Origin of the sequence: Mycolicibacterium vulneris, from assembly GCF_002104765.1 — a bacterium.
Classification (GTDB): domain Bacteria; phylum Actinomycetota; class Actinomycetes; order Mycobacteriales; family Mycobacteriaceae; genus Mycobacterium; species Mycobacterium vulneris.
On the sequence record NZ_NCXM01000031.1, the window covers coordinates 49557 to 72794 of the forward strand.

The 23238-nt window shown below is 68.0% G+C and carries 22 protein-coding genes; 13 read left to right on the forward strand and 9 right to left on the reverse strand.

What is annotated here, in order from left to right:
- Positions 1-2: 2 nt before the first annotated feature.
- From B8W69_RS24260 to nicT, 5 genes are all read right to left on the reverse strand, one after another.
- Positions 3-1802 carry a nickel-dependent hydrogenase large subunit gene (locus tag B8W69_RS24260; protein WP_085292266.1) on the reverse strand — a complete coding sequence of 600 codons (1800 nt, stop codon included), beginning with the start codon at positions 1800-1802 and terminating at the stop codon, positions 3-5.
- Between the two features lie 103 nt (positions 1803-1905).
- Entirely contained in the window at positions 1906-2961 is a 1056-nt protein-coding gene (locus tag B8W69_RS24265; protein ID WP_085292267.1) for an NADH-quinone oxidoreductase subunit B family protein, read from the reverse strand.
- Between the two features lie 247 nt (positions 2962-3208).
- A complete protein-coding gene (gene hypB / locus B8W69_RS24270) occupies positions 3209-3988 on the reverse strand; it encodes a hydrogenase nickel incorporation protein HypB (RefSeq protein ID WP_085292268.1) in 780 nt (259 codons plus the stop codon).
- Between the two features lie 12 nt (positions 3989-4000).
- A complete protein-coding gene (locus B8W69_RS24275; RefSeq protein ID WP_085292269.1) occupies positions 4001-4336 on the reverse strand; it encodes a hydrogenase maturation nickel metallochaperone HypA in 336 nt (111 codons plus the stop codon).
- 102 nt (positions 4337-4438) lie between these two features.
- Positions 4439-5551, reverse strand: coding sequence for a Nickel transporter NicT (nicT, locus tag B8W69_RS24280; protein ID WP_085292270.1), 1113 nt, complete (start codon positions 5549-5551; stop codon positions 4439-4441).
- A gap of 157 nt (positions 5552-5708) precedes the next feature.
- Here nicT and B8W69_RS24285 point away from each other — a divergent pair, with 157 nt between their 5' ends.
- Positions 5709-6200, forward strand: coding sequence for a Fur family transcriptional regulator (locus B8W69_RS24285; RefSeq protein ID WP_085292271.1), 492 nt, complete (start codon positions 5709-5711; stop codon positions 6198-6200).
- Positions 6201-6202: 2 nt separating this feature from the next.
- On the opposite strand, the gene mtr is transcribed toward B8W69_RS24285, so the two are convergent.
- Together mtr and B8W69_RS24295 are read right to left on the reverse strand one after the other, a co-directional pair.
- Positions 6203-7582, reverse strand: a complete 1380-nt coding sequence (gene mtr / locus B8W69_RS24290; protein WP_085292272.1) for a mycothione reductase — start codon at positions 7580-7582, stop codon at positions 6203-6205.
- Positions 7583-7586: 4 nt separating this feature from the next.
- Positions 7587-8600 carry an alpha/beta hydrolase gene (locus tag B8W69_RS24295; RefSeq protein WP_085292290.1) on the reverse strand — a complete coding sequence of 338 codons (1014 nt, stop codon included), beginning with the start codon at positions 8598-8600 and terminating at the stop codon, positions 7587-7589.
- A gap of 145 nt (positions 8601-8745) precedes the next feature.
- Here B8W69_RS24295 and mqo point away from each other — a divergent pair, with 145 nt between their 5' ends.
- From mqo to B8W69_RS24335, 8 genes are all read left to right on the forward strand, one after another.
- Positions 8746-10233 carry a malate dehydrogenase (quinone) gene (gene mqo, locus B8W69_RS24300; protein ID WP_085292273.1) on the forward strand — a complete coding sequence of 496 codons (1488 nt, stop codon included), beginning with the start codon at positions 8746-8748 and terminating at the stop codon, positions 10231-10233.
- Between the two features lie 93 nt (positions 10234-10326).
- Positions 10327-10797, forward strand: coding sequence for a GNAT family N-acetyltransferase (locus B8W69_RS24305; protein ID WP_085292274.1), 471 nt, complete (start codon positions 10327-10329; stop codon positions 10795-10797).
- Complete coding sequence (locus B8W69_RS24310; RefSeq protein ID WP_085292275.1) at positions 10794-12635, forward strand: magnesium chelatase subunit D family protein; 1842 nt, start codon at positions 10794-10796, stop codon at positions 12633-12635. Before B8W69_RS24305 ends, B8W69_RS24310 begins: the two co-directional genes overlap by 4 nt.
- Positions 12636-12654: 19 nt before the next feature.
- A complete protein-coding gene (gene cobO / locus B8W69_RS24315; protein WP_085292276.1) occupies positions 12655-13269 on the forward strand; it encodes a cob(I)yrinic acid a,c-diamide adenosyltransferase in 615 nt (204 codons plus the stop codon).
- Positions 13266-14663: a cobyrinic acid a,c-diamide synthase CobB gene (locus tag B8W69_RS24320; RefSeq protein WP_165762681.1), complete on the forward strand. Its 1398-nt coding sequence runs from the start codon at positions 13266-13268 to the stop codon at positions 14661-14663. Before cobO ends, B8W69_RS24320 begins: the two co-directional genes overlap by 4 nt.
- Before the next feature lie 9 nt (positions 14664-14672).
- The gene (cobA, locus tag B8W69_RS24325) at positions 14673-15878 is read left to right on the forward strand and encodes a uroporphyrinogen-III C-methyltransferase (RefSeq protein ID WP_085292278.1); all 1206 of its coding nucleotides are present in this window, start codon (positions 14673-14675) and stop codon (positions 15876-15878) included.
- Between the two features lie 33 nt (positions 15879-15911).
- Positions 15912-17504: an MFS transporter gene (locus B8W69_RS24330; protein ID WP_085292279.1), complete on the forward strand. Its 1593-nt coding sequence runs from the start codon at positions 15912-15914 to the stop codon at positions 17502-17504.
- Between the two features lie 282 nt (positions 17505-17786).
- Positions 17787-19544, forward strand: coding sequence for a proline--tRNA ligase (locus tag B8W69_RS24335; RefSeq protein WP_085292280.1), 1758 nt, complete (start codon positions 17787-17789; stop codon positions 19542-19544).
- Between the two features lie 52 nt (positions 19545-19596).
- Here the strand turns inward: B8W69_RS24335 and B8W69_RS24340 are convergent, their stop codons facing one another.
- Together B8W69_RS24340 and B8W69_RS24345 are read right to left on the reverse strand one after the other, a co-directional pair.
- Positions 19597-20043 carry a ferritin-like domain-containing protein gene (locus B8W69_RS24340; protein ID WP_007775134.1) on the reverse strand — a complete coding sequence of 149 codons (447 nt, stop codon included), beginning with the start codon at positions 20041-20043 and terminating at the stop codon, positions 19597-19599.
- Entirely contained in the window at positions 20040-20519 is a 480-nt protein-coding gene (locus B8W69_RS24345) for a hypothetical protein (protein WP_245843352.1), read from the reverse strand. The genes B8W69_RS24340 and B8W69_RS24345 overlap by 4 nt, the downstream gene beginning before the upstream one ends.
- A 279-nt stretch (positions 20520-20798) precedes the next feature.
- On the opposite strand from B8W69_RS24345, the gene rimP reads away from it, so the two are divergent.
- The 4 genes from rimP to B8W69_RS24365 all read left to right on the forward strand — a co-directional run.
- A complete protein-coding gene (gene rimP / locus B8W69_RS24350; protein ID WP_085292282.1) occupies positions 20799-21332 on the forward strand; it encodes a ribosome maturation factor RimP in 534 nt (177 codons plus the stop codon).
- Complete coding sequence (gene nusA, locus B8W69_RS24355) at positions 21329-22384, forward strand: transcription termination factor NusA (protein ID WP_085292283.1); 1056 nt, start codon at positions 21329-21331, stop codon at positions 22382-22384. Before rimP ends, nusA begins: the two co-directional genes overlap by 4 nt.
- A gap of 182 nt (positions 22385-22566) precedes the next feature.
- Positions 22567-22812 carry a YlxR family protein gene (locus B8W69_RS24360; RefSeq protein ID WP_439330639.1) on the forward strand — a complete coding sequence of 82 codons (246 nt, stop codon included), beginning with the start codon at positions 22567-22569 and terminating at the stop codon, positions 22810-22812.
- 75 nt (positions 22813-22887) lie between these two features.
- The coding region (locus B8W69_RS24365) for a translation initiation factor IF-2 N-terminal domain-containing protein (protein ID WP_181447473.1) at positions 22888-23238 on the forward strand (351 nt) is incomplete at its 3' end.

A 23238-nucleotide genomic window follows, 5' to 3' on the forward strand; every position in this document is an offset into this window, starting at 1 on the left:
TGTCACTCCCCGACGGGTGACTGGGTTGGCGTGTGCAGTCTGTCCAGGGTCTTACCCTTCCCCAGGTACATGTGCACACCACACGGCAGGCACGGATCGAAGCTGCGCACCGTGCGCATGACGTCGATGCCCTTGAAGTTGTCCCGGCTGTTCTCCTCGAAAATCGGTTGGCCCTGCACCGCGTCCTCGTACGGGCCCGGGGTGCCGAAGCTGTCGCGCGGGTTGGCATTCCACGGCGTGGGTGGGTACGGGTGATAGTTGGCGATCTTGCCGTCCCGGATCACCATGTGGTGGCTGAGCACACCACGCACCGCCTCGGTGAAGCCGCATCCGATGGCCTCGTCGGGCACCTCGAACTTCTCCCACGTCTTGGTGCGCCCGGCGCGAATCTCCTCGAGCGCCTTCTCGGCGAAGTGCAATGCGCACGCCGCCGCGTAGGCCTGGAAGTAGGTGCGCGCCCGGTCGCGTTCGAGCGTGTTGCTGCCGTACGAGGGGATCTTCCACTCCAACTCGACCGGTCCCTTCAGCGCCGTCTTGGGCAGGTTGATCTTCACACTCGAACCGGTCGCCTTCACGTAACCGATGTCGACCAGGCCGGCCAGTGCGGTCGCCCACAGCCGGGCCAGCGGGCCGCCGCCGGTGTCCAGCGCCAGGTGGTCCTTGCCGTCGAACCAGCGCGGCGACATCACCCAGCTGTACTTGCCGCCCTCGATGTCCCGCTTCTGCGGGTGCGGGTTGGTGTGCTGGTTCCACGGGTGACGCCGGTCGATTGCGTTGCCCAGCGGGTCGGTCTTGACGAACATCTCCTGGTCGGTCCAGTCGTCGTAATACGAACTGCCCAAAAGGATTCGGATGCCGAGGTTGATGTCCACCAGCGAGTGGGTGACCAGCTTGCCGTCGACCACCACACCCGGGGTGACAAACATCGCGTTACCCCAGCGCTCCATGTCCTTGTATTCGAAGTTGCACACCTCGGGATCCTGGAAGGAGCCCCAGCACCCGAGCAGGGTGCGGCGCAGCCCGACGTTCTCGTAACCGGGCAGCGCCTCGTAGAAGAAGTCGAACAGGTCGTCGTGCATGGGCACGACCTTCTTCATGAACTCGACGTAGCGCATGAGCCGGGTCATGTAGTCGGTCATCAGCTGGATGGTTGCGACCGTGCCGACCCCGCCGGGGTACAGCGTGGAGGGATGCACGTGGCGACCTTCCATGAGGCAGAACATCTCTCGCGTCCAGCGGCTGACCACGAGCGCTTCGCGGTAGAACTCGCCGCTGAACGGGTTGAGCGAGCGCATGATGTCGGCGATCGTCTTGTACCCGTGGGCGTCGGCGTGCGGCGCCGGTGTCTTCTCGGCCAGCGAGAGCACACTCGGGTTGGTCTCGGCGACCATCTTCTCGCAGAAGTCCACGCCGACCAGGTTCTCCTGGAAGATGTTGTGGTCGAACATGTATTCCGCGGCCTCACCGAGGTTGACGATCCACTCGCCCAGATGCGGCGGCTTGACGCCGTAGGCCATGTTCTGCGTGTAGCACGAACAGGTGGCGTGGTTGTCGCCGCAGATGCCGCAGATGCGGCTGGTGATGAAGTGGGCGTCGCGAGGATCCTTGCCCTTCATGAAGATCGAGTAGCCGCGGAAGATCGACGAGGTGCTGTGGCACTCGACGACCTCTCGGTTCTCGAAGTCGATCTTGGTGTAGATGCCCAGGCTGCCCACAATTCTGGTGATGGGATCCCAGGCCATGTCGACCAGTTGGCCGGGTTCCCGCTTGGCGTGGGTGGTTTCAGGACTGATGGTTGTCATCGCGTTACTTCTTCCGCTTTGGCTGCTGTCAGCGTTGGCTGATGCGGCGACGGCTCTTCGTCTATGACTGTGCGAGGGGAGCGCGCCGACCGGGTAGGTGGGCCTACCAGGTGCGGCGCGCTCCAGTGGTGAGTTGGTCGCCGTTGTGGCGCCACCGCGGCTCTTTGTCGACGGTCCGTTCCGTGATACCCCTCAGACTGCGAATCACGGCTCCGTACAAACCCGATGCGGTGCTCGAGATCTTGCCGCCCGGCGGCTCGTCCATGAACGGCATGAACTTGTCCGGGAACCCCGGCATCGTGCAGCCGATGCAGATCCCACCGACGTTGGGGCAACCCCCGACGCCGTTGATCCATCCGCGCTTGGGCACGTTGCATTTGACAACGGGCCCCCAGCAGCCAAGCTTGACAATGCATTTCGGCGACCCGTATTCGGTGGCGAAGTCGCCCTGCTCGTAGTAGCCGGCCCGGTCGCAACCCTCGTGCACGGTCTTGCCGAACAGCCACTGCGGGCGCAGCGCGTCATCGAGCGGGATCATCGGTGCCTGGCCGGTCGCCATGTAGAGCAAGTAGGTCAGCGTCTCCGACAGGTTGTCCGGCTGGATCGGGCAACCGGGCACGCACACGATCGGGATGCCCGCCTTGCTCTTCCAGCCCCAGCCGAGGTAGTCCGGCACGCCCATCGCCCCCGTCGGGTTGCCGGCCATCGCGTGGATTCCCCCGTAGGTGGCGCAGGTCCCGACCGCCACGATGGCGGTGGCCTTGGGCGCCAACCGGTCGAGCCACTCACTGGTGGTCATCGGCTGCCCGGTGGCCGGGTCGTTACCGAAGCCGCACCAGTAGCCCTCATCCTTGATCTTCTCGTTCGGAATCGATCCCTCGACCACGAGCACGAAGGGTTCCAACTCGCCGCGGTCGGCTTTGAAGAACCACTCCAAAAAGTCGTCCGCCCCTCCGTTCGGGCCGCATTCGAAGTCGATCAGGGGCCAGTGCACGGCGACCTGAGGGAGTCCGGGCAGGGCTCCCAGGGCGATCTCCTCGACGCTGGGCTGGGTGGCAGCAGTCAATGCCACCGAATCACCGTCACAACTGAGGCCCGCGTTAATCCATAGAACATGGATCAATGTTTGTTCTGCCTTGACTGCTGCTTCTGTTGGCATGCTGCAGCTCTCCGGAGCCGGGCTGGGGCTCCTGCGCCGCCGGAGTCGACCGTCGGCCCACTTGCGCAGCGCTAGTTTTTGGGTCTACTCCGGCTATCGAGCGTTGTCAACGGTCCGACATCACTTGCTGGTACGCACGCGTTGCATAGTACCGAAAAGCCATGGCGCGCTTAGGTGATTCGTCGAGTCCGGCTCGGGGGTCGTCCTGCGAATGTTTCGCAGGAGCGTGGTCGCCGTCGGGCATGATTCAGGCGTCGTCCGCAGCGAAGCGACGCAGCCAGCCGAACCACGCGGCCATACCGTCGCCGGTGCGCGCACTGACCGGCAAGATCGTCGCTGCCGCATTGACTTTGCGGACGTGGGCGATGTACGTGTCGACGTCCACGTCGAGGTGGGGAACCAGGTCGATCTTGTTGAGCAGCACCACATCGACCGACCGGAACATCACCGGATACTTCAGCGGCTTGTCCTCGCCCTCGGTCACCGAATACACCATGGCCTTGGCGTGCTCGCCGACGTCGAACTCGGCCGGGCAGACCAGATTTCCGACGTTCTCGATGATCACCATGTCCAGCGCGGCGAGGTCGAGCCCGGGCAGTGCGCGGTTGATCATGGGGGCGTCAAGATGGCATTCGCCGCCAAACCCATTGCTGGTATTGAGCAGCGACACCTGGGCGCCGCGGCCGCTGAGCTTGGCCGCGTCCAGGTCGGTGGCGATATCGCCCTCGATCACCCCGATGCCCAGCTCGCCGGCGAGTTCGTCGAGCGTTGCCTGCAGGATGGTGGTCTTGCCCGATCCCGGCGAGCTCATCAGGTTGAGGGTGCGCACCCCGTTGGTCTCGAAGGCCGCCCGGTTGGCGTCGGCGAGCAGGTCGTTCTCGGCGAAGATCGCCTCCAGCACGTCGATGCGCTGGCTGCCGGTCCGATAGCGGCTGTGATCGCCGTGGTCGTGATCGTGATCATGCGGAAGGTGATCGTGGGAGTGAGTGTGCACGGTTCCGTCGTCGTGCCGATGAAATCTACCCATCGCCAACGCCTTTCACGAGACATCCAATGACGTCACCAAGAATTCGTTGCCGCGCAGCACCTCGACGTCGGAGCTGTCGCACCGGGGACACCAGATCGACCACGGCGAGGTGATCTCGGACCGCCCGCCGCACGCACGGCACCGGACCTCGGCGTCGACGCATTCGAGTTCCAGCTCGGCGTCCGGCATGTCCTCGGCGTCGCGGACCAGCGTCCAGCAGAAGGACAGCGACTCAGGCACCACCTGACGAAGCGCACCCACCCGCACCCGCACCACGTCGACGTGCCGGCCGTCGGCGTGATCCTTGACCACGCCGGCGATCGCTTCGCACAGCGACAGCTCATGCACCGCCGATCACCGCCGATCCGCGAGCCGGGCGCAGGCCGAAAAGCCCATGAGCACTGTTCTACACCCGAACGGCCGTCTGCGGTCAGTCTCGTGCCGCTCGGCTCAGGGGGTCCACTTCTCTTCGATGCGCCCGTAGCGCCAGACGAGCAGGGCCACCGCCCACGTGACGACGAACATGCCGACGACGATGTAGCCGATCGTGTTCAGGTCCAGCCCGCCGATCCAGGTCCAGAACGCGCCGCGCCAACCGAACTGGTCGGCGAACAGGACGAGCAGTTCGATGCTGCCGATCAGGAGCGCGATCGCCACCGACAGGGCGGTGATGGTGAGGTTGTAGTAGATCTTGCGCACCGGGTTGGAAAAGGCCCAGCCGTAGGCGAAATTCATGAACGAGCCGTCGATGGTGTCCAGCAGGCACATGCCGGCGGTGAACAGCACCGGCAGGCACATGATGGCGTACCAGGGCAGGCCGGCCGCGGCGCTCGTGCCGGCCAGCACCAGCAGCGCGATCTCGGTGGCGGTGTCGAAGCCGAGCCCGAACAATAATCCGACGGGATAGCAGTGCCAGGACCTGGTGATCGACTTGGTGACGCGGCCGAGCAACCGGTTCATCAGTCCGCGGTTGTCCAGGTGCCGCTCCAGTTCGGCCGCGTCGGCGTCGGGATCGTATTCACCGCGGCGCAGCCGGGCGAAGACGCGCAGGATGCCGACCAGGACGATGACGTTGAGCAGCGCGATCGCGTATAGGAAGACACCCGAGACGCTGGTGCCGATCAGTCCGGTGTAGTGGTGCAGCGTCGAGGAGTCGTCGCTGACCGGTCCCACCACCGCCTTCACCCCGCACGCCAGCAGCACCGCCAGCCCGAAGACCACGGTGGAGTGGCCCAGCGAGAAGAAGAAGCCGACGGCCAGCGGGCGCTGGCCGTCGTTCATCAGCTTGCGGGTGGTGTTGTCGATTGCGGCGATGTGGTCGGCGTCGAAGGCGTGACGCATGCCCAGGGTGTAGGCCGTCAATCCGACACCGACGCCAAAAGCTTTGCCCCCCAAGCTGTATTGGGCCGGGGCGACGAAGACGACCATGGTGAACCAGCCGAGCAGGTGCAGCGCGACGATCACCGCCAGCATCGATCCCAGTCGACACCACTCCGCCGGCGACAGGGCGCCGAGAAACCTCGTCGTCCGTGACGGCCGCCGGTCGATCTCGGTGCTGGCCACTGGGGTCCTTCCGGCGCGTCCTTGCGGTATCGGCTGAGAACAACCGGCACGACTGTAAGTACCGCAGCTCGCCAGATGCAAGTGAGTCGCAGGAATTAAGGTGCCTCGATCGCGCCGAAGACTGGCGGTCCCGGCGCTGCGGCGCGACACTGAACCGGTGGCGCCCAAGCCTTCGGTACTGGATGCGTCGGTCAACGAGAGGATCGGCGATTTTCTGCGCGCCCGGGGGCTGCGGCGGATGGCCTCGCGGATCCAGGTGCTGGCGGTGCTCGAGCCGGTCAACGGTCACCTCCCGGTCGCCGAGATCGACAAGCGGCTGCGGGAGTGCCTGCCGCCTGGCGCCCACGCGCCCGATGTGGCCACCGTCTATCGCACGGTGACGACGCTGGTCGATCAGGGGGTGTTGCACGCGTTGACGCTCGACGGCGGTGTGACGACCTACGGCCTGGCCACCGCGCCGCACCATCACGCCGTGTGTACGAAGTGCGCCACCATCATCGAGGTGCCCGCCCGTCAGCTGAGCTCGGCGCTCGAACACGCGATGGCGGGCAGCTCGTTCGCGCTGTCGGAGGCGGCCGGGCTGACGCTGCACGGCCTGTGCCCGCAGTGCCAGCAGGACAAGTCCGCGGCGCGGCCGCGCCAGCGCTGAGGTCAGCGCAAGCCCAGCAGCGCGTTCTCGACCACCTCGGGCAGCGCCGGGTGGATCCAGTACTGCCCGCGGGCCATCCGCGGGGCGGTGAGCCCGAAACTCATCGCCTGGATCAACGGCTGGATGATCGACGAGGCCTGATGGCCCATGATGTGCGCACCCAGCAGCCGGCCGGTGCCGCGCTCGGCGACGAGCTTGACGATTCCGGTGGTGTCCTCCGACGCCCAGCCGTAGGTGACGTCGCCGTAGTCCTGGATCTTGACCGAAACCTTGAAACCCTTTGCGATAGCCTCGTTTTCGGTCAGCCCGACGGAGGCGACCTGCGGATCGGTGAACACCGCCGAGGGCACGTAGCGATGGTCGGTGACGGCCATCGCCTCGGTGTCGTCCCAGTCGCAGAGCAGGTTGTGTTGCACGACGCGCGCTTCGTGGTTGGCCACGTGCTTGAGCTCATACGGCGACGAGACGTCGCCGAGCGCGAAAACCCCACGCGCCGTGGTCCGCTGGTATTGATCCACGGCCACCAGGCCGTCCTCGACGGCGACGCCGGCCTGCTCGAGGTCGAGTTGATCGGCGTTGGACACCCGGCCGGTCGCCACCAGCAGCGCGTCGGCGTGCACGGTGCGACCGTCGTCGAGTTGTATCGCGACGCCCGAACCTTGGTTTTCGGCGCCCACGACGTTGCGGTGGGTGTGCAGTTCCCATTTGCTCGACGCGATGCGGGTGAAGCGCTCGCTGACGACGTCGTCGAGATGCCGCAGCAGTGTGGAGCCCCGGACCACCAGGGTGACGCGCGATCCCAGCGAGGAAAAGATGTGGGCGAATTCGGCCGCCACGAAACCACCCCCGACGATCACCAGATGCTCTGGCAGTTCGGGGATTCGCATAATCGTGTCGCTGGTGTGGTACCGGGCGCCGCACTCGAGGATCGCCGGGGGCACCACGGCCCGCGCCCCCGCGGCGATCACGACCTGGTCGGCGGTGAACTCGTCGCCGGCGTCGGTGCGTAACAGGTAGCGCCCGTCGGACTGGACCGGCCCGAACCGGGTGTGCTGCTTGTACACGTCGACGTTGGGTGCGGAGCTGCGGTAGTCCTCACCACCGACCCCGATCGGATCGATGCGCCCGAAGACGCGCGAGACGATGTCGTCCCAGCGCACCCGGTCGATGCGCGCGTCGATGCCGAAGCGCGCCGCATCCCGGATCGTCTGGGCGACCTCGGCGGCGTAGACGAACATCTTGGTCGGGATGCACCCGACGTTGAGGCACGTGCCACCGAAGGTGCCCTGCTCGCAGATCGCCACCCGCTTTTCGTCAAAGCGGTCATCGAGAATGCTGTTGCCCGAACCGGTTCCGATGATCGCGACGTCGTAGGTCTCCAAGCCGTCACCCCTTTCGCAGCGATGCCGAGGCATATTTGTCGGTGCGCAGGTAGCCGTCCAGCCAGAGATCCAGTTCCCGATAGGCGACTTCGCGCGGCGCCGGCAGCGATAAAAACACGTCGTGCTTGGCGTCGGCCACCGGGACCACGGCGGTGCGGTTGCCGACGCAGCCGGCCCAGCGGGCGATCTGGGTGACGTCGAGAACCGCGTCGCCGCACTGCATGGATGCGGAATCGGCGCTTTCGTGCACGCTGTGATCCGATCGCAGAATCAAATTCGGCACGCCGACGTCCAGACCGCGATGCAGCCGGGCCTGGCCGCGGCGGATGGCGTGCAGCCAGCCGAAGGTGATGGGGAAGCCGCCGACGGGTTTCCACTGCAGGTTGTAGTCGAATTCGCCGCCATAGTCGCGGTGCAGGGTGGTGCCGTAGCCGCCCTCAACCGGCGACCGGGCCACGCCCTTGGACCGCAGGCGGGACAGGCCGGCGATCAGCGCCACGGTCACGGAATGCCGCAGGATGGGCGGGCCGGGCAGCTCCAGGAACGGGCTGTTGAGCACCAGGCCGCCAACGCGGGCGTGCGCGGCCGGATTTCGCCGGCGCAACCGGTCCAGCCACAGCGACACGATGAGCCCGCCCGCGGAATGCGCGTACAGCAGCACCTTGCCACGTTGCGCGATGCCGGCCAGCGCCTGGTCGAGTTCGCCCTCGTAGTCGGTGAGGTCGGTGATGAAGTGCGGCGTCTGGCCGTCGCGCCGCGACCGGCCGCACTTATGGAGGTCGAGCGCGTAGAAGCTGAAGCCGCGGGCCGCGAAGCGATCGGCCAGCTCGGTGTGGAAGAAGTAGTCGGTGTAGCCGTGCACCGCCAGCACCGCGGGCCCGGCGGGCGCCGCCTCGCGGCCCGCTTGGTGCGGTTCGGGTCCGCGCCGTATCAGCGTCGCGACGATGTCGCCTTCACCGGCGGGATCGGACCCGAGCGTGATGGTGCGCTGCTGATAACCGGGGAGGACGTCGGGCACCCAGTCGGTCACTTCGCCGGTCACCCTGCCAGTCACGAGGCCAGCTTAGAGCTTTTGCTGGCCATCGGGCGGCGCACGTCGTTCGCGGTCACTTTGCCTCGGATAACCTGGGATCGGCCCAGTCGAGGGAAGGACCAGCAAGCCGGTGTCATCGCTAGCCAGAACCACGTCGACCGACGTCGTGCTGGTGGGCGCGGGCATCATGAGCGCGACGCTCGGAGCGTTGCTGCGCCGGCTGCAGCCAGACTGGTCGATGACCTTCGTGGAGCGTCTGGACGCCGTCGCCGCCGAGAGCAGCAGCCCGTGGAACAACGCGGGCACCGGCCATTCGGCGCTGTGCGAGCTGAACTACACGCCGCAGCGCGCCGATGGCTCGATCGACATCGGCAAAGCGGTGCGCATCAACGAGCAATTTCAGGTGACCCGCCAGTTCTGGGCCTACGCCGTGGAAAACGGGATCCTCACCGATCGCCGCTTCCTCACCCCGATCCCGCACGCGAGCTTCGTGCGCGGCACGCAACGCGTCGACTATCTGCGGCGAAGGCAGCGGGCCCTGGCGCCCAACCCGCTGTTCGCCGGCATCGAATTGATCGACGACGCGGGGGAGTTCGCCCGCCGGTTGCCGTTCATGGCGGCCGGGCGCGATTTCTCCGAACCGACCGCGCTGAACTGGGCCGCGCACGGCACCGACGTCGACTTCGGCTCCCTGACCCGACAGCTCGTCGGGTTCTGCGTGCGCGGCGGCGCGTCGGCCCTGTTCGGCCACGAGGTGCGCAACCTGTCCCGCCAGTCCGACGGCAGCTGGACGCTGTCGATCCGCAACCGCCGCACCGGCGAAAAGCGCCGTCTAAACGCCAAATTCGTGTTCGTCGGTGCCGGCGGTGACGCGCTGCCGCTGTTGCAGAAGTCTGGCATCGGCGAGGTCAGGGGTTTCGCCGGGTTCCCGATCGGCGGCCGGTTCCTGCGCGCCGCCAACCCGGCGCTCACCGCCGCCCACCGGGCCAAGGTCTACGGCGCTCCGGCGCCGGGCGCGCCGCCGTTGGGCGCGCTGCATCTGGATCTGCGCTACGTCAACGGCAAGCCGTGGCTGGTATTCGGTCCCTACGCCGGCTGGTCACCGAAGTTCTTGAAACACGGGCACCTCACCGATCTGCCTCGCTCGGTGAGACCGGACAACCTGGCCTCGCTGCTCGGTGTCGGTGTCAGCCAGCTGACGCTGCTCCGATACCTGCTGGGCCAGCTGCGGCTCTCCGAACCGGGCCGGCTGCGCATGCTGCGCGAATTCGCGCCCACCGCAACGGGTTCGGATTGGGAACTGACAGTGGCTGGCCAGCGCGTGCAGGTGATCCGGCGGGACAGGCGCAAGGGTGGGGTGCTCGACTTCGACACCACCGTGGTGGGCGACGCCGATGGAAGCATCGCGGGGCTGCTCGGCGGCTCCCCGGGGGCGTCGACGGCGGTGCCGATCATGCTCGGGGTGCTGGAACGCTGCTTTGCCAACCGCTTTCAATCGTGGCTGCCCGCGCTCAAGGAAATGGTTCCGTCGCTGGGGGCGACGCTGTCGGATGAGCCGGCGCTGTACGACGAGGTTTTTTCCTGGGGAACGAAGGCGCTGGGGTTGGGCGTCTCATGACCCGCACCGACCCGGGAAGCGATGAGGAGGGGTGGCGCCAGTGACAGGCGCTGACGACGATGCAGAGCGCAGCGATGAGGAGGAGCGGCGCCAGTGACAGAAGCACTGCGACGTATTTGGGCCAAAGACCTTGACGCCCAGACACTGTACGAGCTACTCAAGCTCAGGGTGGAGGTGTTCGTCGTCGAACAGGCGATCCCGTATCCGGAGCTGGACGGGCGCGACCTGCTCGCCGAGACCCGGCACTTCTGGCTGGAAACGACCGGCGGCGAGGTGATCTCCACGTTGCGGCTGATGGAGGAGCACGCCGGAGGCGAGAAGGTGTTCCGAATCGGGCGGCTGTGCACTAAACGCAATGCGCGCGGCCAGGGTCACACCACCCGGCTGCTGCGCGCAGCGCTGGCCGAGGTGGGTGATTACCCATGCCGGATCAACGCGCAGACTTATCTGGCGGACATGTACGCCCAGCACGGATTCGTCCGCGACGGCGACGATTTCCTCGACGACGGCGTCCCGCACGTGCCCATGCTGCGCCCCGGGTCGGGTTTGGCGGCGATGCCGTGAAGCCCTACCCGTTCAGCGCCATCGTCGGGCACGACCAGCTGCGCCTGGCGCTGCTGCTGTGCGCCGTGCGTCCGGAGATCGGCGGCGCGCTCATCCGCGGCGAGAAGGGCACCGCCAAGTCGACCGCCGTGCGCGGCCTTGCGGCGTTGCTGTCCGAGGCCACCGGCAGCGATGCCGGGCTGGTCGAAATGCCGCTCGGGGCAACCGAAGACCGGGTGATCGGCTCGCTTGACCTGCAGCGGGTGCTGCGCGACGGCGAGCACGCGTTCTCGCCGGGCCTATTGGCCCGTGCGCACGGCGGTGTGCTCTACGTCGACGAGGTCAACCTGCTGCACGATCACCTGGTCGATATCCTGCTCGACGCCGCGGCGATGGGGCGGGTGCACATCGAACGCGACGGCATCTCACACTCGCACGAGGCCCGGTTCGTATTGATCGGCACCATGAATCCCGAAGAGGGCGAACTGCGTCCGCAGCTGCTGGACCGGTTCGGGCTCACCGTCGACGTCCACGCGTCGCGCGACGTGGACGTGCGGGTGCAGGTGATCCGGCAGCGGATGGCGTACGAGGCCGACCCGGATGGTTTCGCCGAGCGCTATGCGGACGCCGACGCGGAGCTGGCCCGGCGGATCGCCACCGCGCGTGCGCTGGTCGATGATGTGGTGTTGCCCGACAACGAATTACGCCGGATCGCGGCGCTGTGCGCGGCTTTCGACGTCGACGGCATGCGCGCCGATCTGGTGGTGGCCCGCACCGCGGTCGCGCACGCCGCGTGGCGCGGCGCGCACACCGTTGAGGAAGAAGACATCAGGGTGGCCGCCGAACTGGCGCTACCGCACCGGCGTCGCCGCGATCCGTTCGACGACCCGGGCATCGACCGCGACCAGCTGGACGAGGCCCTGGCGCAGGCGGGTAACGACCCGGACCCCGATCCCGACCCTCCCGGCGGTGGCGAATCCACCCAATCTGAACAGGATGCGCCGCAACAGAATTCATCCGAAGGTGGTGCGCCGCAGCCGCCGAAGACCAGGTCCAGCGCACCGCCGGCGAAAACCTTCCGCACCCGCGCGCTGCGGGTTCCGGGGGTCGGAGAGGGCGCGCCCGGGCGGCGGTCGCGGGCCCGCAACGCCAGCGGGACCGTCATCACGGCCGCCGACGCGGGCGACACGAGTTGCGCAGGGCACGGACTGCACCTGTTCGCCACCCTGCTGTCGGCCGCCGAGCGTGCCGGCGCCGGGCCGTTGCGGCCGCAGCCCGACGATGTGCGCCGCGCCGTGCGCGAAGGGCGCGAGGGCAACCTGGTGATCTTCGTGGTGGACGCGTCGGGTTCGATGGCCGCACGCGATCGGATGTCCGCGGTCAGCGGTGCGGCGCTGTCGCTGCTGCGCGACGCATATCAGCGGCGCGACAAGGTCGCCGTGATCACGTTCCGGCAACAGGAGGCGCGGCTGTTGTTGCCGCCGACGTCGTCGGCGCACATCGCCGGTCGGCGGCTGGCCCGGTTCGACACCGGCGGCAAAACCCCGCTGGCCGAAGGCCTGCTGGCCGCGCGTGAACTCATCGTTCGGGAGAAAGCCCGTGACCGGGCGCGGCGTTCGCTGGTGGTGGTGCTGACCGACGGCCGGGCCACCGCCGGTCCGGACCCGTTGGGCCGCACTCGAACCGCGGCGGCCCGGCTGGTCGCCGAGGGTGCCGCCGCGGTGGTCATCGACTGCGAAACGTCCTTTGTGCGGCTGGGCCTGGCCGAGCAACTCGCCCGCCAGCTCGGCGCCCCGGCGATCCGGCTCGAGCAGTTGCACGCCGATTCCCTGACGCGTGCGGTGCGCGACGCGGCCTGAGCGGAAAGGGTAAACGCTGATGCCACAAGGCGTTCCACTGCGAGTTCCCGACGACGGCCTGACCACGCGGGCGCGGCGCCACACGCCGGTGCTGGCCGTGCACACCGGCCCCGGCAAGGGAAAGTCCACGGCGGCATTCGGCATGGCGCTGCGGGCCTGGAACGCCGGACTGTCCGTGGCGGTGTTCCAGTTCGTCAAGAGCGCCAAGTGGAAGGTGGGCGAGGAGGCGGTCTTCGGCCAGCTGGGCCGCCTGCACGACCAGCACCAGGTCGGCGCTGCCGTCGAATGGCACAAGATGGGCGCGGGCTGGTCCTGGACCCGCAAGGCGGGCAGCGACGTCGATCACGCGGCGGCCGCGGCCGACGGCTGGGCGGAGATCGCGCACCGGCTGGCCGATCAGCGTCACGACTTCTACGTGCTCGACGAGTTCACCTATCCGCTCAAGTGGGGTTGGGTGGACGTCGACGAGGTGGTGGGGACGTTGGCCACCCGGCCCGGTCATCAGCACGTGGTCATCACCGGACGCGACGCGCCGCAGCGCCTGATCGACGCGGCCGACCTGGTGACCGAGATGGCCAAGGTCAAGCACCCGATGGACGCCGGGCGTAAGGGGCAGAAGGGCATCGAGTGGTGAGTGCTCCCGCCGTCGTCGTCGCCGCTCCCGCGTCCGGCAGCGGAAAGACCACGGTGGCAACGGGTTTGATCGGCGCCTTGCGGCAGGCGGGCCACACTGTGGCGCCGTTCAAGGTCGGCCCGGACTTCATCGACCCCGGCTACCACGGCCTGGCCGCCGGCCGGCCAGGCCGCAACCTCGATCCGGTGTTGGTGGGGGAGGACCTGATCGGCCCGCTGTACGCCCACGGCGCAAGCGGCGCCGACATCGCCGTGATCGAAGGGGTGATGGGGCTGTTTGACGGGCGGATCGGGCCCGCCGCCACGACTCCCGCGGCCGGATCGACGGCCCACGTCGCCGGGCTGCTGGGCGCGCCGGTCGTGCTGGTCGTCGATGCGCGCGGGCAGAGCCAGAGCATCGCCGCGCTGCTGCACGGCTTTTCGACGTTCGACACCGCGACCCGCGTCGCCGGTGTGATCCTCAACCGGGTCGGATCGGACCGGCACGAGCAGGTCCTGCGGGAGGCCTGTGAACAGGCCGGTGTCCCGGTGTTGGGCGCTATCCCCCGGGTGGCTGAATTAGAGCTGCCGACAAGGTATTTGGGGCTGGTCACGGCCGTTGAGTATGGGCAGCGGGCGGGGCTGGCGGTGGAGGCGATGACCGAATTGGTTGCGCGCCACGTCGACTTGTCGGCCATCGCCGCGGTCGCCGGCGCCCGGGTCGCGCAGCCGCCGTGGGATCCTGCCGCGGCCGTGGGCGAGACGTCCGGGGGCGGCGCCACCGTCGCGGTCGCGGCCGGCAAGGCATTCAGTTTCGGCTACGCCGAACACGCGGAGCTGCTGTCGGCCGCCGGCGCCGATGTCGTCGAATTCGATCCGCTCGCCGACGCGCTGCCCGACGGCACCGACGCGGTGTTGCTGCCCGGCGGCTTCCCCGAACAGTTCACCGCGGAGCTCTCGGCCAATGCGGTCGTGCGCCGGCAGATCAGCGAACTCGCCGCCGCGGGGGCGCCGATACACGCCGAGTGCGCCGGGCTGATCTATCTGGTCTCCGAGCTCGACGGCCATCCGATGTGCCGTGTGCTGGCGGGGCAGGCGCGGTTCACACCGCACCTGACCCTGGCGTACCGCGACGCCGTCGCCGTCGCGGATTCGCCGTTGTATGCCGCCGGCCAGCGCGCGGTGGGGCATGAATTCCACCGCACCGCAGTCACATTCACCGAGGATTACCAGCCCGCCTGGATGTACCGGGCCCGCGACGCCGACCGGCAGGGCGGCCCCGTGCGCGACGGTGTCGTGCACGGGGGTGTGCATGCGTCGTATTTGCACACCCATCCGGCCGCGGCGCCGGAGGCGGTGGCGCGCTTCGTCGCACACGCCGACGCCCGGCTTCGCCACACACGCGCCCACCACTAGGCTTGCCGGGTGACCGAGAGCGCCTACCTCGCTGGGCTGCGGCTGACCGGCAAAAAGGTCGTCGTGGTCGGCGGCGGCACCGTCGCCCAGCGCCGGCTGCCCTTGCTCATCGCCAGCGGCGCCGACGTCCACGTCATCTCCCGCAGCGCCACCCGGTCGGTCGAGGTGATGACGGGAATCACCCTGGCATTGCGCGAATACCGCGACGGCGACCTCGACGGAGCCTGGTACGCGATCGCGGCCACCGATGACGCGCAAGTCAACGAGGCGGTGGTCGCCGAGGCCGAAAGCCGCCGCATCTTCTGCGTCCGCGCCGACATCGCCGTCGAGGGGACCGCAGTCACCCCAGCGTCTTTCGACTACGCGGGCCTGTCCGTCGGGGTGCTGGCCGGCGGCGACCACCGCCGCTCGGCGGCGATCCGCTCGGCCATCCGCGAAGGACTGCAGACCGGGCTCATCAGGCCCGACAGCCCGGTGAGCTCCGACGTCGTCAAGGGCGGCGTCGCATTGGTCGGCGGCGGGCCGGGTGACCCCGAACTGATCACCGTGCGCGGCCGGCGCCTGCTGGCCCAGGCCGACGTCGTGGTCGCCGACCGTCTCGCGCCGCCGGAACTCCTCGCCGAGCTGCCCCCGCACGTCGAAGTCATCGACGCCGCCAAGATCCCGTACGGGCGGGCCATGGCCCAGGACGCCATCAACGACGTCATGATCGAACGCGCCCGCGCCGGCAGTTTCGTGGTGCGCCTCAAAGGCGGCGACCCCTTCGTGTTCGCCCGCGGCTACGAGGAGGTGCTGGCGTGCGTCGAGGCCGGGATACCCGTGACGGTGGTGCCAGGTGTGACAAGTGCCATAGGGGTGCCCGCTTTGGCGGGCGTTCCGGTCACGCATCGGGCGATAAATCACGAGTTCGTGGTGGTCAGCGGCCATCTGCCACCCGGCCATCCCGAATCGTTAGTGAATTGGGATGCACTAGCCGCAATGTCAGGCACGATTGTTTTGCTGATGGCGGTCGAACGCATCGAGCTTTTCGCCGAAGCCCTGCTTAAAGGCGGCCGACCTGCGGATACCCCGGTGCTGGTGGTTCAGCATGGAACGACCGCCGCTCAACAGACTTTGCGGGCCACCCTGGCCGACACGCCCGAAAAGATTCGCGCCGAGGGTATCCGACCTCCCGCGATCATCGTGATCGGTGCCGTGGCGGCCTTCGGGCTTTAAACGGTTCTTAAGATTACTGTAAGGTAACCCTTTATGACGGCTCTCAACGATGCAGAGCGCGCGGTGCAGAAACTGGCCTCGGCGCGCCCCGATCGTCCGGCCCCGGTGAGCGCTGCGCTCCCGGCGGAGACCGCCCCCACACGCACCAGCAAGTATTACCCGGCGTGGCTGCCCTCTCGACGTTTCATCGCGGCCGTTATCGCCATCGGTGGTATGCAGCTGCTGGCGACGATGGACAGCACGGTCGCCATCGTCGCGCTTCCGAAGATTCAGAACGACCTCAGCCTGTCCGACGCCGGCCGTAGCTGGGTGATCACCGCCTACGTGCTGACGTTCGGCGGTCTGATGCTGCTGGGCGGCCGTCTTGGCGACACCATCGGGCGTAAGCGCACCTTCATCGTCGGTGTTGCACTGTTCACTATTTCCTCGGTGCTGTGCGCGGTCGCCTGGGACGAGGCGACCATGGTCATCGCCCGGCTGTCGCAGGGCGTCGGTTCCGCCATCGCCTCACCGACCGGTCTGGCGCTGGTCGCAACCACGTTCCCCAAAGGCCCGGCCCGTAACTTCGCCACGGCGGTGTTCGCCGCGATGACCGCGGTCGGTTCGGTGATGGGCCTGGTGGTCGGCGGAGCGCTCACCGAGGTGTCGTGGCGGCTGGCGTTCCTGGTAAACGTGCCGATCGGCCTCGTGATGATCTACCTGGCCCGCACCGCGCTGCGGGAGACCAACCGCGAGCGGATGAAGCTCGACGCCACCGGGGCCATGCTGGCCACGCTGGCATGCACCGCCGCCGTGTTCGCCTTCTCAATGGGCCCGGAAAAGGGCTGGATTTCCCTCACCACCATCGGCTCGGGCGTGGTGGCGATGGGCGCCGCTCTTGCCTTCATCATCGTGGAGCGCACGGCCGAGAATCCTGTCGTCCCGTTTGACCTGTTCCGCGACCGCAACCGGCTGGTCACCTTTGCCGCGGTCTTGCTGGCCGGCGGGTTGATGTTCAGCCTGACAGTCTGCATCGGTCTGTACGTGCAGGACATCCTGGGCTACAGCGCGCTGCGCGCCGGCATCGGCTTCATCCCGTTCGTGATCGGGGTGGGCATCGGCCTGGGCGTCTCCTCGCAACTGGTGTCCCGGTTCTCACCGCGGGTGCTGACCATCGGCGGAGGCTGGCTGCTGCTGGGCGCGATGCTGTACGGCTGGGCGTTCATGCACCGCGGCGTGGGCTACTTCCCCAATCTGGTGATGCCGATCGTCATCGGCGGCATCGGCATCGGCATCGTCGGTGTGCCGCTGACCCTGTCGGCGATCGCCGGCGTGGGTTTCGATCAGATCGGTCCGGTGTCGGCGATCGCGCTGATGCTGCAGAGCCTGGGTGGGCCGCTGGTGCTGGCCGTGATCCAGGCCGTGATCACCTCGCGGACGCTGTATCTGGGCGGCACCACCGGCCCGGTGAAGTTCATGAACGACGCACAGTTGAGCGCACTCGACCACGGCTACACCTACGGTCTGTTGTGGATAGCCGGCGTGGCCGTCATCGTCGGCGGTGCGGCCCTGTTGATCGGCTACACCCCCGACCAGGTTGCGCACGCGCAAGAGGTCAAGGAAGCGATGGACGCCGGGGAGCTGTAGCTCCACCGCACGGGCCGCATCGTCGCCGGGCGCCTCGCCACCGCTGGGCCTGATGGCGGTGACCTGCCGCGCCCAACTTCGTTGCGCTCGCAGTCACCGCTGGGCCTGATGGCGGTGACCTGCCGCGCCCAACTTCGTTGCGCTCGCAGTCACCGCTGGGCCTGATGGCGGTGACCTGCCGCGCCCAACTTCGTTGCGCTCGCAGTCACCGCTGGGCCTGATGGCGGTGACCTGCCGCGCCCAACTTCGTTGCGCTCGCAGTCACCGCTAGGCTGGCCCGCTGTGATCACCCGGATGTCCCAGTTGTTTTTGCGCACCTTGCGCGACGATCCCGCCGACGCCGAAGTCGCCAGCCACAAGCTTTTGATTCGGGCCGGCTACATCCGGCCCGTCGCGCCCGGGCTGTACAGCTGGCTGCCGCTGGGATTGCGGGTGCTGCGGCGCATCGAGCGCATCGTCCGCGAGGAGATGAACGCCATTGGCGGGCAGGAGATCTTGTTCCCCGCGTTGCTCCCGCGCGCACCGTACGAGACGACGAACCGGTGGACCGAATACGGCGACTCGGTGTTCCGGCTGCAGGACCGCCGCGGCAACGACTACCTGCTGGGCCCCACTCACGAAGAACTGTTCACCCTGACCGTCAAAGGCGAATACAGCTCGTACAAAGACTTTCCGGTCCTGCTGTATCAGATCCAGAACAAATACCGTGACGAGGCGCGGCCGCGGGCCGGCATCCTGCGCGTGCGGGAGTTCCTGATGAAGGACTCCTACTCGTTCGACATTGACGAGGCCGGACTCAAGGCCGCCTACCACGCGCATCGCGAGGCATATCAGCGCATCTTCAGGCGGCTGCAGGTGCGCTACGTCATCGTCTCCGCGGTGTCGGGCGCCATGGGCGGCAGCGCCTCCGAGGAGTTCCTGGCCGAGAGCGCGGTCGGGGAGGACACCTTCGTGCGGTGCGTGGAATCCGGCTACGCGGCCAACGTCGAGGCCGTCGTCACCGCCCGCCCAGAACCGAAGCCCGCGGAAGTCGTGGCCGCGCTGCCCGAGGCGGTGGTCCACGAGACCGGCAACACCCCGACCATCACCACCCTGGTGGACTGGGCCAATCAGGCGGACCTGGGCCGCACCGTCACCGCGGCCGACACGTTGAAGAACGTGATGCTCAAGGTGCGCCAACCCGGCGGGGAGTGGGAGCTGGTGGCCATCGGGGTGCCGGGGGACCGGGAGGTCGACGACAAACGGCTGGGCGCGGCGCTGGAACCGGCCGAATACGCCATGCTCGACGACGCCGACTTCGCCAAATACCCCTTCCTGGTGAAGGGGTATATCGGACCGAAAGCGTTGCAGAACAACGGTGTTCGCTATCTGGTCGATCCGCGGGTGGTGGACGGCACCAGCTGGATCACCGGGGCCGACGAGCCCGGGCGGCACGTCGTCGGACTGGTCGCCGGCCGGGACTTCACCGCCGACGGCACCATCGAGGCCGCCGAGGTGCGGGACGGTGACCCCTCACCGGATGGCGCGGGCCCGCTGGTCTCGGCGCGCGGTATCGAGGTCGCGCACATCTTCCAGCTCGGCCGCAAATACACCGATGCCTTCACCGTCGATGTGCTGGGCGAGGACGGTAAGCCGGTGCGCCTGACCATGGGCTCCTACGGCCTCGGGGTATCGCGGATGGTGGCCGTCATCGCCGAGCAGCACCACGACGAGCTGGGCCTGCGCTGGCCGTCAGCGGTCGCACCGTTCGACGTCCATCTGGTGATCGCCAATAAGGACACGGAGGCGCGCATCGGGGCCGACAACCTGGCCGCCGAGCTGGACCGGTTGGGCGTCGAAGTGCTGCTCGACGACCGCTCGGCATCGCCCGGCGTGAAGTTCAAGGACGCCGAACTGCTCGGCGTGCCCTGGATCGTCGTGGTGGGACGGGGCTGGGCGGACGGCGTGGTGGAGCTGCGCGACCGCTTCGGCGGCCAAACCCGCGAACTGGCAACCGGGCCGTCGCTGGCCACCGACATCGCGGCCGCCCTCAACGGCTAGTCCCGATAATGGCGACCCGCTTCGCCCGGCGCCGCCGCGCTCGCGATCACAACTAGTCGTTGCCGCCGGGGAAGCTCGTCGTGATGGGCCAGGCGCCCAGCACGCGGCTCCACCGTGCGGCCATCACCGCGCTCTGAACCAGAGCCGTCGCGGCGAACGCCCGGTCCGCGCCGGTCTCCGCGTGCTCGGCGACCACGCGCCAGGCGCCCGCGCCGTCGTTCTCCATTCGTGCGGCCAGCCGCGCGGCGTCGGCCGGGCCGCCGACCACCAGGGGCAGCTGGTAGCCGGCCGCGGCGATCGGGGCGGTCACCTTGCGGGCGGTCAGCATCGCGATGACGTCGTCGCGGCGCTGGCGATGCTGCGCGAGCGCCTCCACCACCATGTCGTTCACGCTGGGCGGCGACAGCGCGGAGACGATGCCGTAGCCGTAGATCGTCGAGTGCTCGATGGCCAGCGCGTCGCACAGCGCCTGGTTGTCGGCGTCCTTGCCGGAGGTCATATCGACGGGCCCCCGGGCACAAGCGCAACCGTGTACGACGCCGTGCAGGACGCCGCGATCGAGGCGAGCAGCCCGGCCCGGTAACCCGATTCGGTGCCCACCAGCCGGCTCGCGCTGTCGGCCGAGGCGCGCAGCGCATCGATCACGTCGGACACCGGCGGCGGGGGCGGTGGCGGCCCGGCCGGTTGGGCCTGGCTCGGGCTGGGCGCTTCGCTCGGTGACGACGTGGCGAGCTTGCCGGTCGCGCGCGAGATCTCCGCGGACAGCGCGCGGGCGTGTGCAGCGCGCTGGCTGGCCACCACCGTCAGCGCGGCGGCGACCTGCGGTGGATTCCCGAGCGCCGCGGCGGCGGCACCCGCCAGCGTGCTGTCGTGCCGGGCCTGATCCAACGGGCCCAGCAGTTGCTCGACGGGCGGGGGTTTGGGCGCGGACTTGCTACAGGCGGTCACGACCGCCCCGAGCGCAGCCAAAGCCATACCACCGGCGAGGACATCTCGCCTGTTGACGAACGGAACTGCGCTAGCCACAAGGACATCCTGCCATCGGCGCGGAGGCGGGCACGATGCCAGGACGCGATCACGCCGTCACATGCGAATCCTGGCGTATCGTGGATAGCTGGTTCTCGCAGAGGGCAGCCACCGACAGCACCTGTCGGCACCGATGTCCCTCCGCCGGACACCGGAAAGTCGCCTGCGAAGCCATCGGGGCGCCGACATCCGCCAGATGACCGGACAACTCAAGATGAGGAGCTCGCCGTGACCACCGGGCTACCGTCGCAGACGCAGGTGATCGAGCTACTCGGTGGAGAGTTTGCGCGCGCCGGATTCGAGATCGAAGACGTGGTCATCGACCCCCGGACCCGCCCGCCGCGAATCCTGGTGATCGCCGACGGCGACAACGGCCTCGATCTGGACACGGCGGCCACGCTGTCCCGCTCGGCATCGGCATTGCTCGACGGCTTGGACACCATCGACGACCAGTATGTGCTCGAGGTTTCCTCGCCCGGCGTCGACCGCCCGCTGACCAGCGCGAAGCACTTCCGTCGCGCCCGCGGCCGCAAAGTCGACGTCGCCCTGTCGGACGGATCGAAGCTGACCGGCCGGGTCGGTGAGACGACCGACGACGCGGTCGCGCTGGTGGTCCGCGCCGGCCGGGACTGGGCGGTGCGCGAGATCTCACTCGGTGACATTGCAAAAGCGGTTGTCCAGGTGGAGTTTTCGCCCCCTAACCAAGCGGAGCTGGAACTGGCGAGTATGGGTCAGGCCCGGAGGACGGAGACCGGAGCATGAACATCGACATGGCCGCACTGCACGCCATCGAGGTGGATCGGGGCATCTCGGTCAACGAGCTGCTCGACACGATCAAGTCGGCGCTGCTCACCGCCTACCGGCACACCGAAGGCCACCAGAACGACGCGCGGATCGAGATCGACCGCAAGACCGGTGTCGTGCGGGTGATGGCCCGGGAGACCGACGAAGACGACAACGTCATTAGTGAATGGGACGACACCCCCGAGGGCTTCGGACGCATCGCCGCCACCACCGCGCGCCAGGTCATGCTGCAGCGCTTCCGGGACGCCGAGAACGAGCGGACCTACGGCGAGTTCTCCACCCGCGAGGGAGAAATCGTCGCGGGCGTCATCCAGCGGGACAGCCGGGCCAACGCGCGGGGGCTGGTCGTGGTCCGGATCGGCACGGAGACGAAGGCCTCCGAGGGCGTGATCCCGGCGGCCGAGCAGGTTCCCGGCGAAAGCTACGAGCACGGCAACCGCGTGCGGTGCTATGTGATCGGGGTGACCCGCGGCGCCCGGGAACCGCTGATCACCCTGTCCAGGACCCACCCCAACCTGGTCCGCAAGTTGTTCTCGCTGGAAGTCCCCGAGATCGCCGACGAATCGGTGGAGATCGTCGCCGTGGCCCGGGAGGCCGGCCACCGCTCCAAGATCGCGGTGAAGTCCACCCTTCCCGGCCTGAACGCCAAAGGCGCCTGTATCGGCCCGATGGGGCAGCGGGTCCGCAACGTGATGAGCGAGCTCTCCGGCGAGAAAATCGACATCATCGACTACGACGAGGACCCCGCGCGCTTCGTCGCCAACGCGCTGTCGCCGGCCAAGGTGGTGTCGGTCTCGATCATCGACCAGGCGGCCCGCGCCGCCCGCGTGGTGGTGCCCGACTTCCAGTTGTCGCTGGCCATCGGCAAGGAGGGCCAGAACGCGCGCCTGGCCGCCCGGCTCACCGGGTGGCGCATCGACATCCGCGGGGACTCGCCCGGCGGCTCCGGTGGGCATTCGGAGAGCAAGTCCGAACACGGTGCCAGCCACGGAATGGCTCACGACCGCTAGCGGCACCCGCGCACCGTCGGGCGGTTCTGACCATCTATTCGGTGACGCTAGACTGAGCCGTGATCCAGCGCGAACTTTCGGCTCCCGAAATCACGTCGCACCGTCATGCGGGTGGACCCGTACGGACATGTGTCGGGTGCCGGAAGCGAGAGCTGGCCGTCGAGCTGCTTCGAGTGGTGGCTGTGCCGAACGGGAACGGCGAATTCGCCGTGATCGTTGACACAGGCAATAGCCTGCCGGGGCGGGGTGCATGGCTGCATCCCGGGCCGCAGTGCGCGCAACAGGCAATTCGGCGGCGGGCTTTCACCAGAGCGCTGCGCATCACCGGTTCACCGGACATATCCGCGGTGATCGAGCACATAGAGTCTCTCTGTGCGCCCGAGCGCCCGGCAACAGAACAGGTAGCGAAGAACATGAGCACACCGTGAAGTCCCGATGACAATGCGTCATAGCTAAACCCGAGGCGCGGCCCCACGACTGTCGCCTCATAGACAGGAGATGTAGTGGCAGGTAAGGCCCGCGTACACGAGTTGGCTAAGGAACTCGGTGTCACCAGCAAGGAAGTCCTCGCCCGACTGAATGATCAGGGCGAATTCGTTAAATCCGCGTCGTCGACGGTAGAAGCGCCGGTGGCTCGCCGGCTGCGCGAGTCCTTCGGCGGCGGCAAGGCCGCCGAGAAGGCCCCGGCGAAGGCCTCTGCACAAGGAGGGGCCAAGGCGCCCGTCGCCAAGGCCCCCGACAAATCGCTCGACAAGGCCCTCGACAACGCCATCGGCACCGCCGGCGGCAACGGCGAGGCGACGGCGACGCCCGCCAAGCCCGCCGCCCCGCAGGCCTCCGCAGCCCCGCAGGAC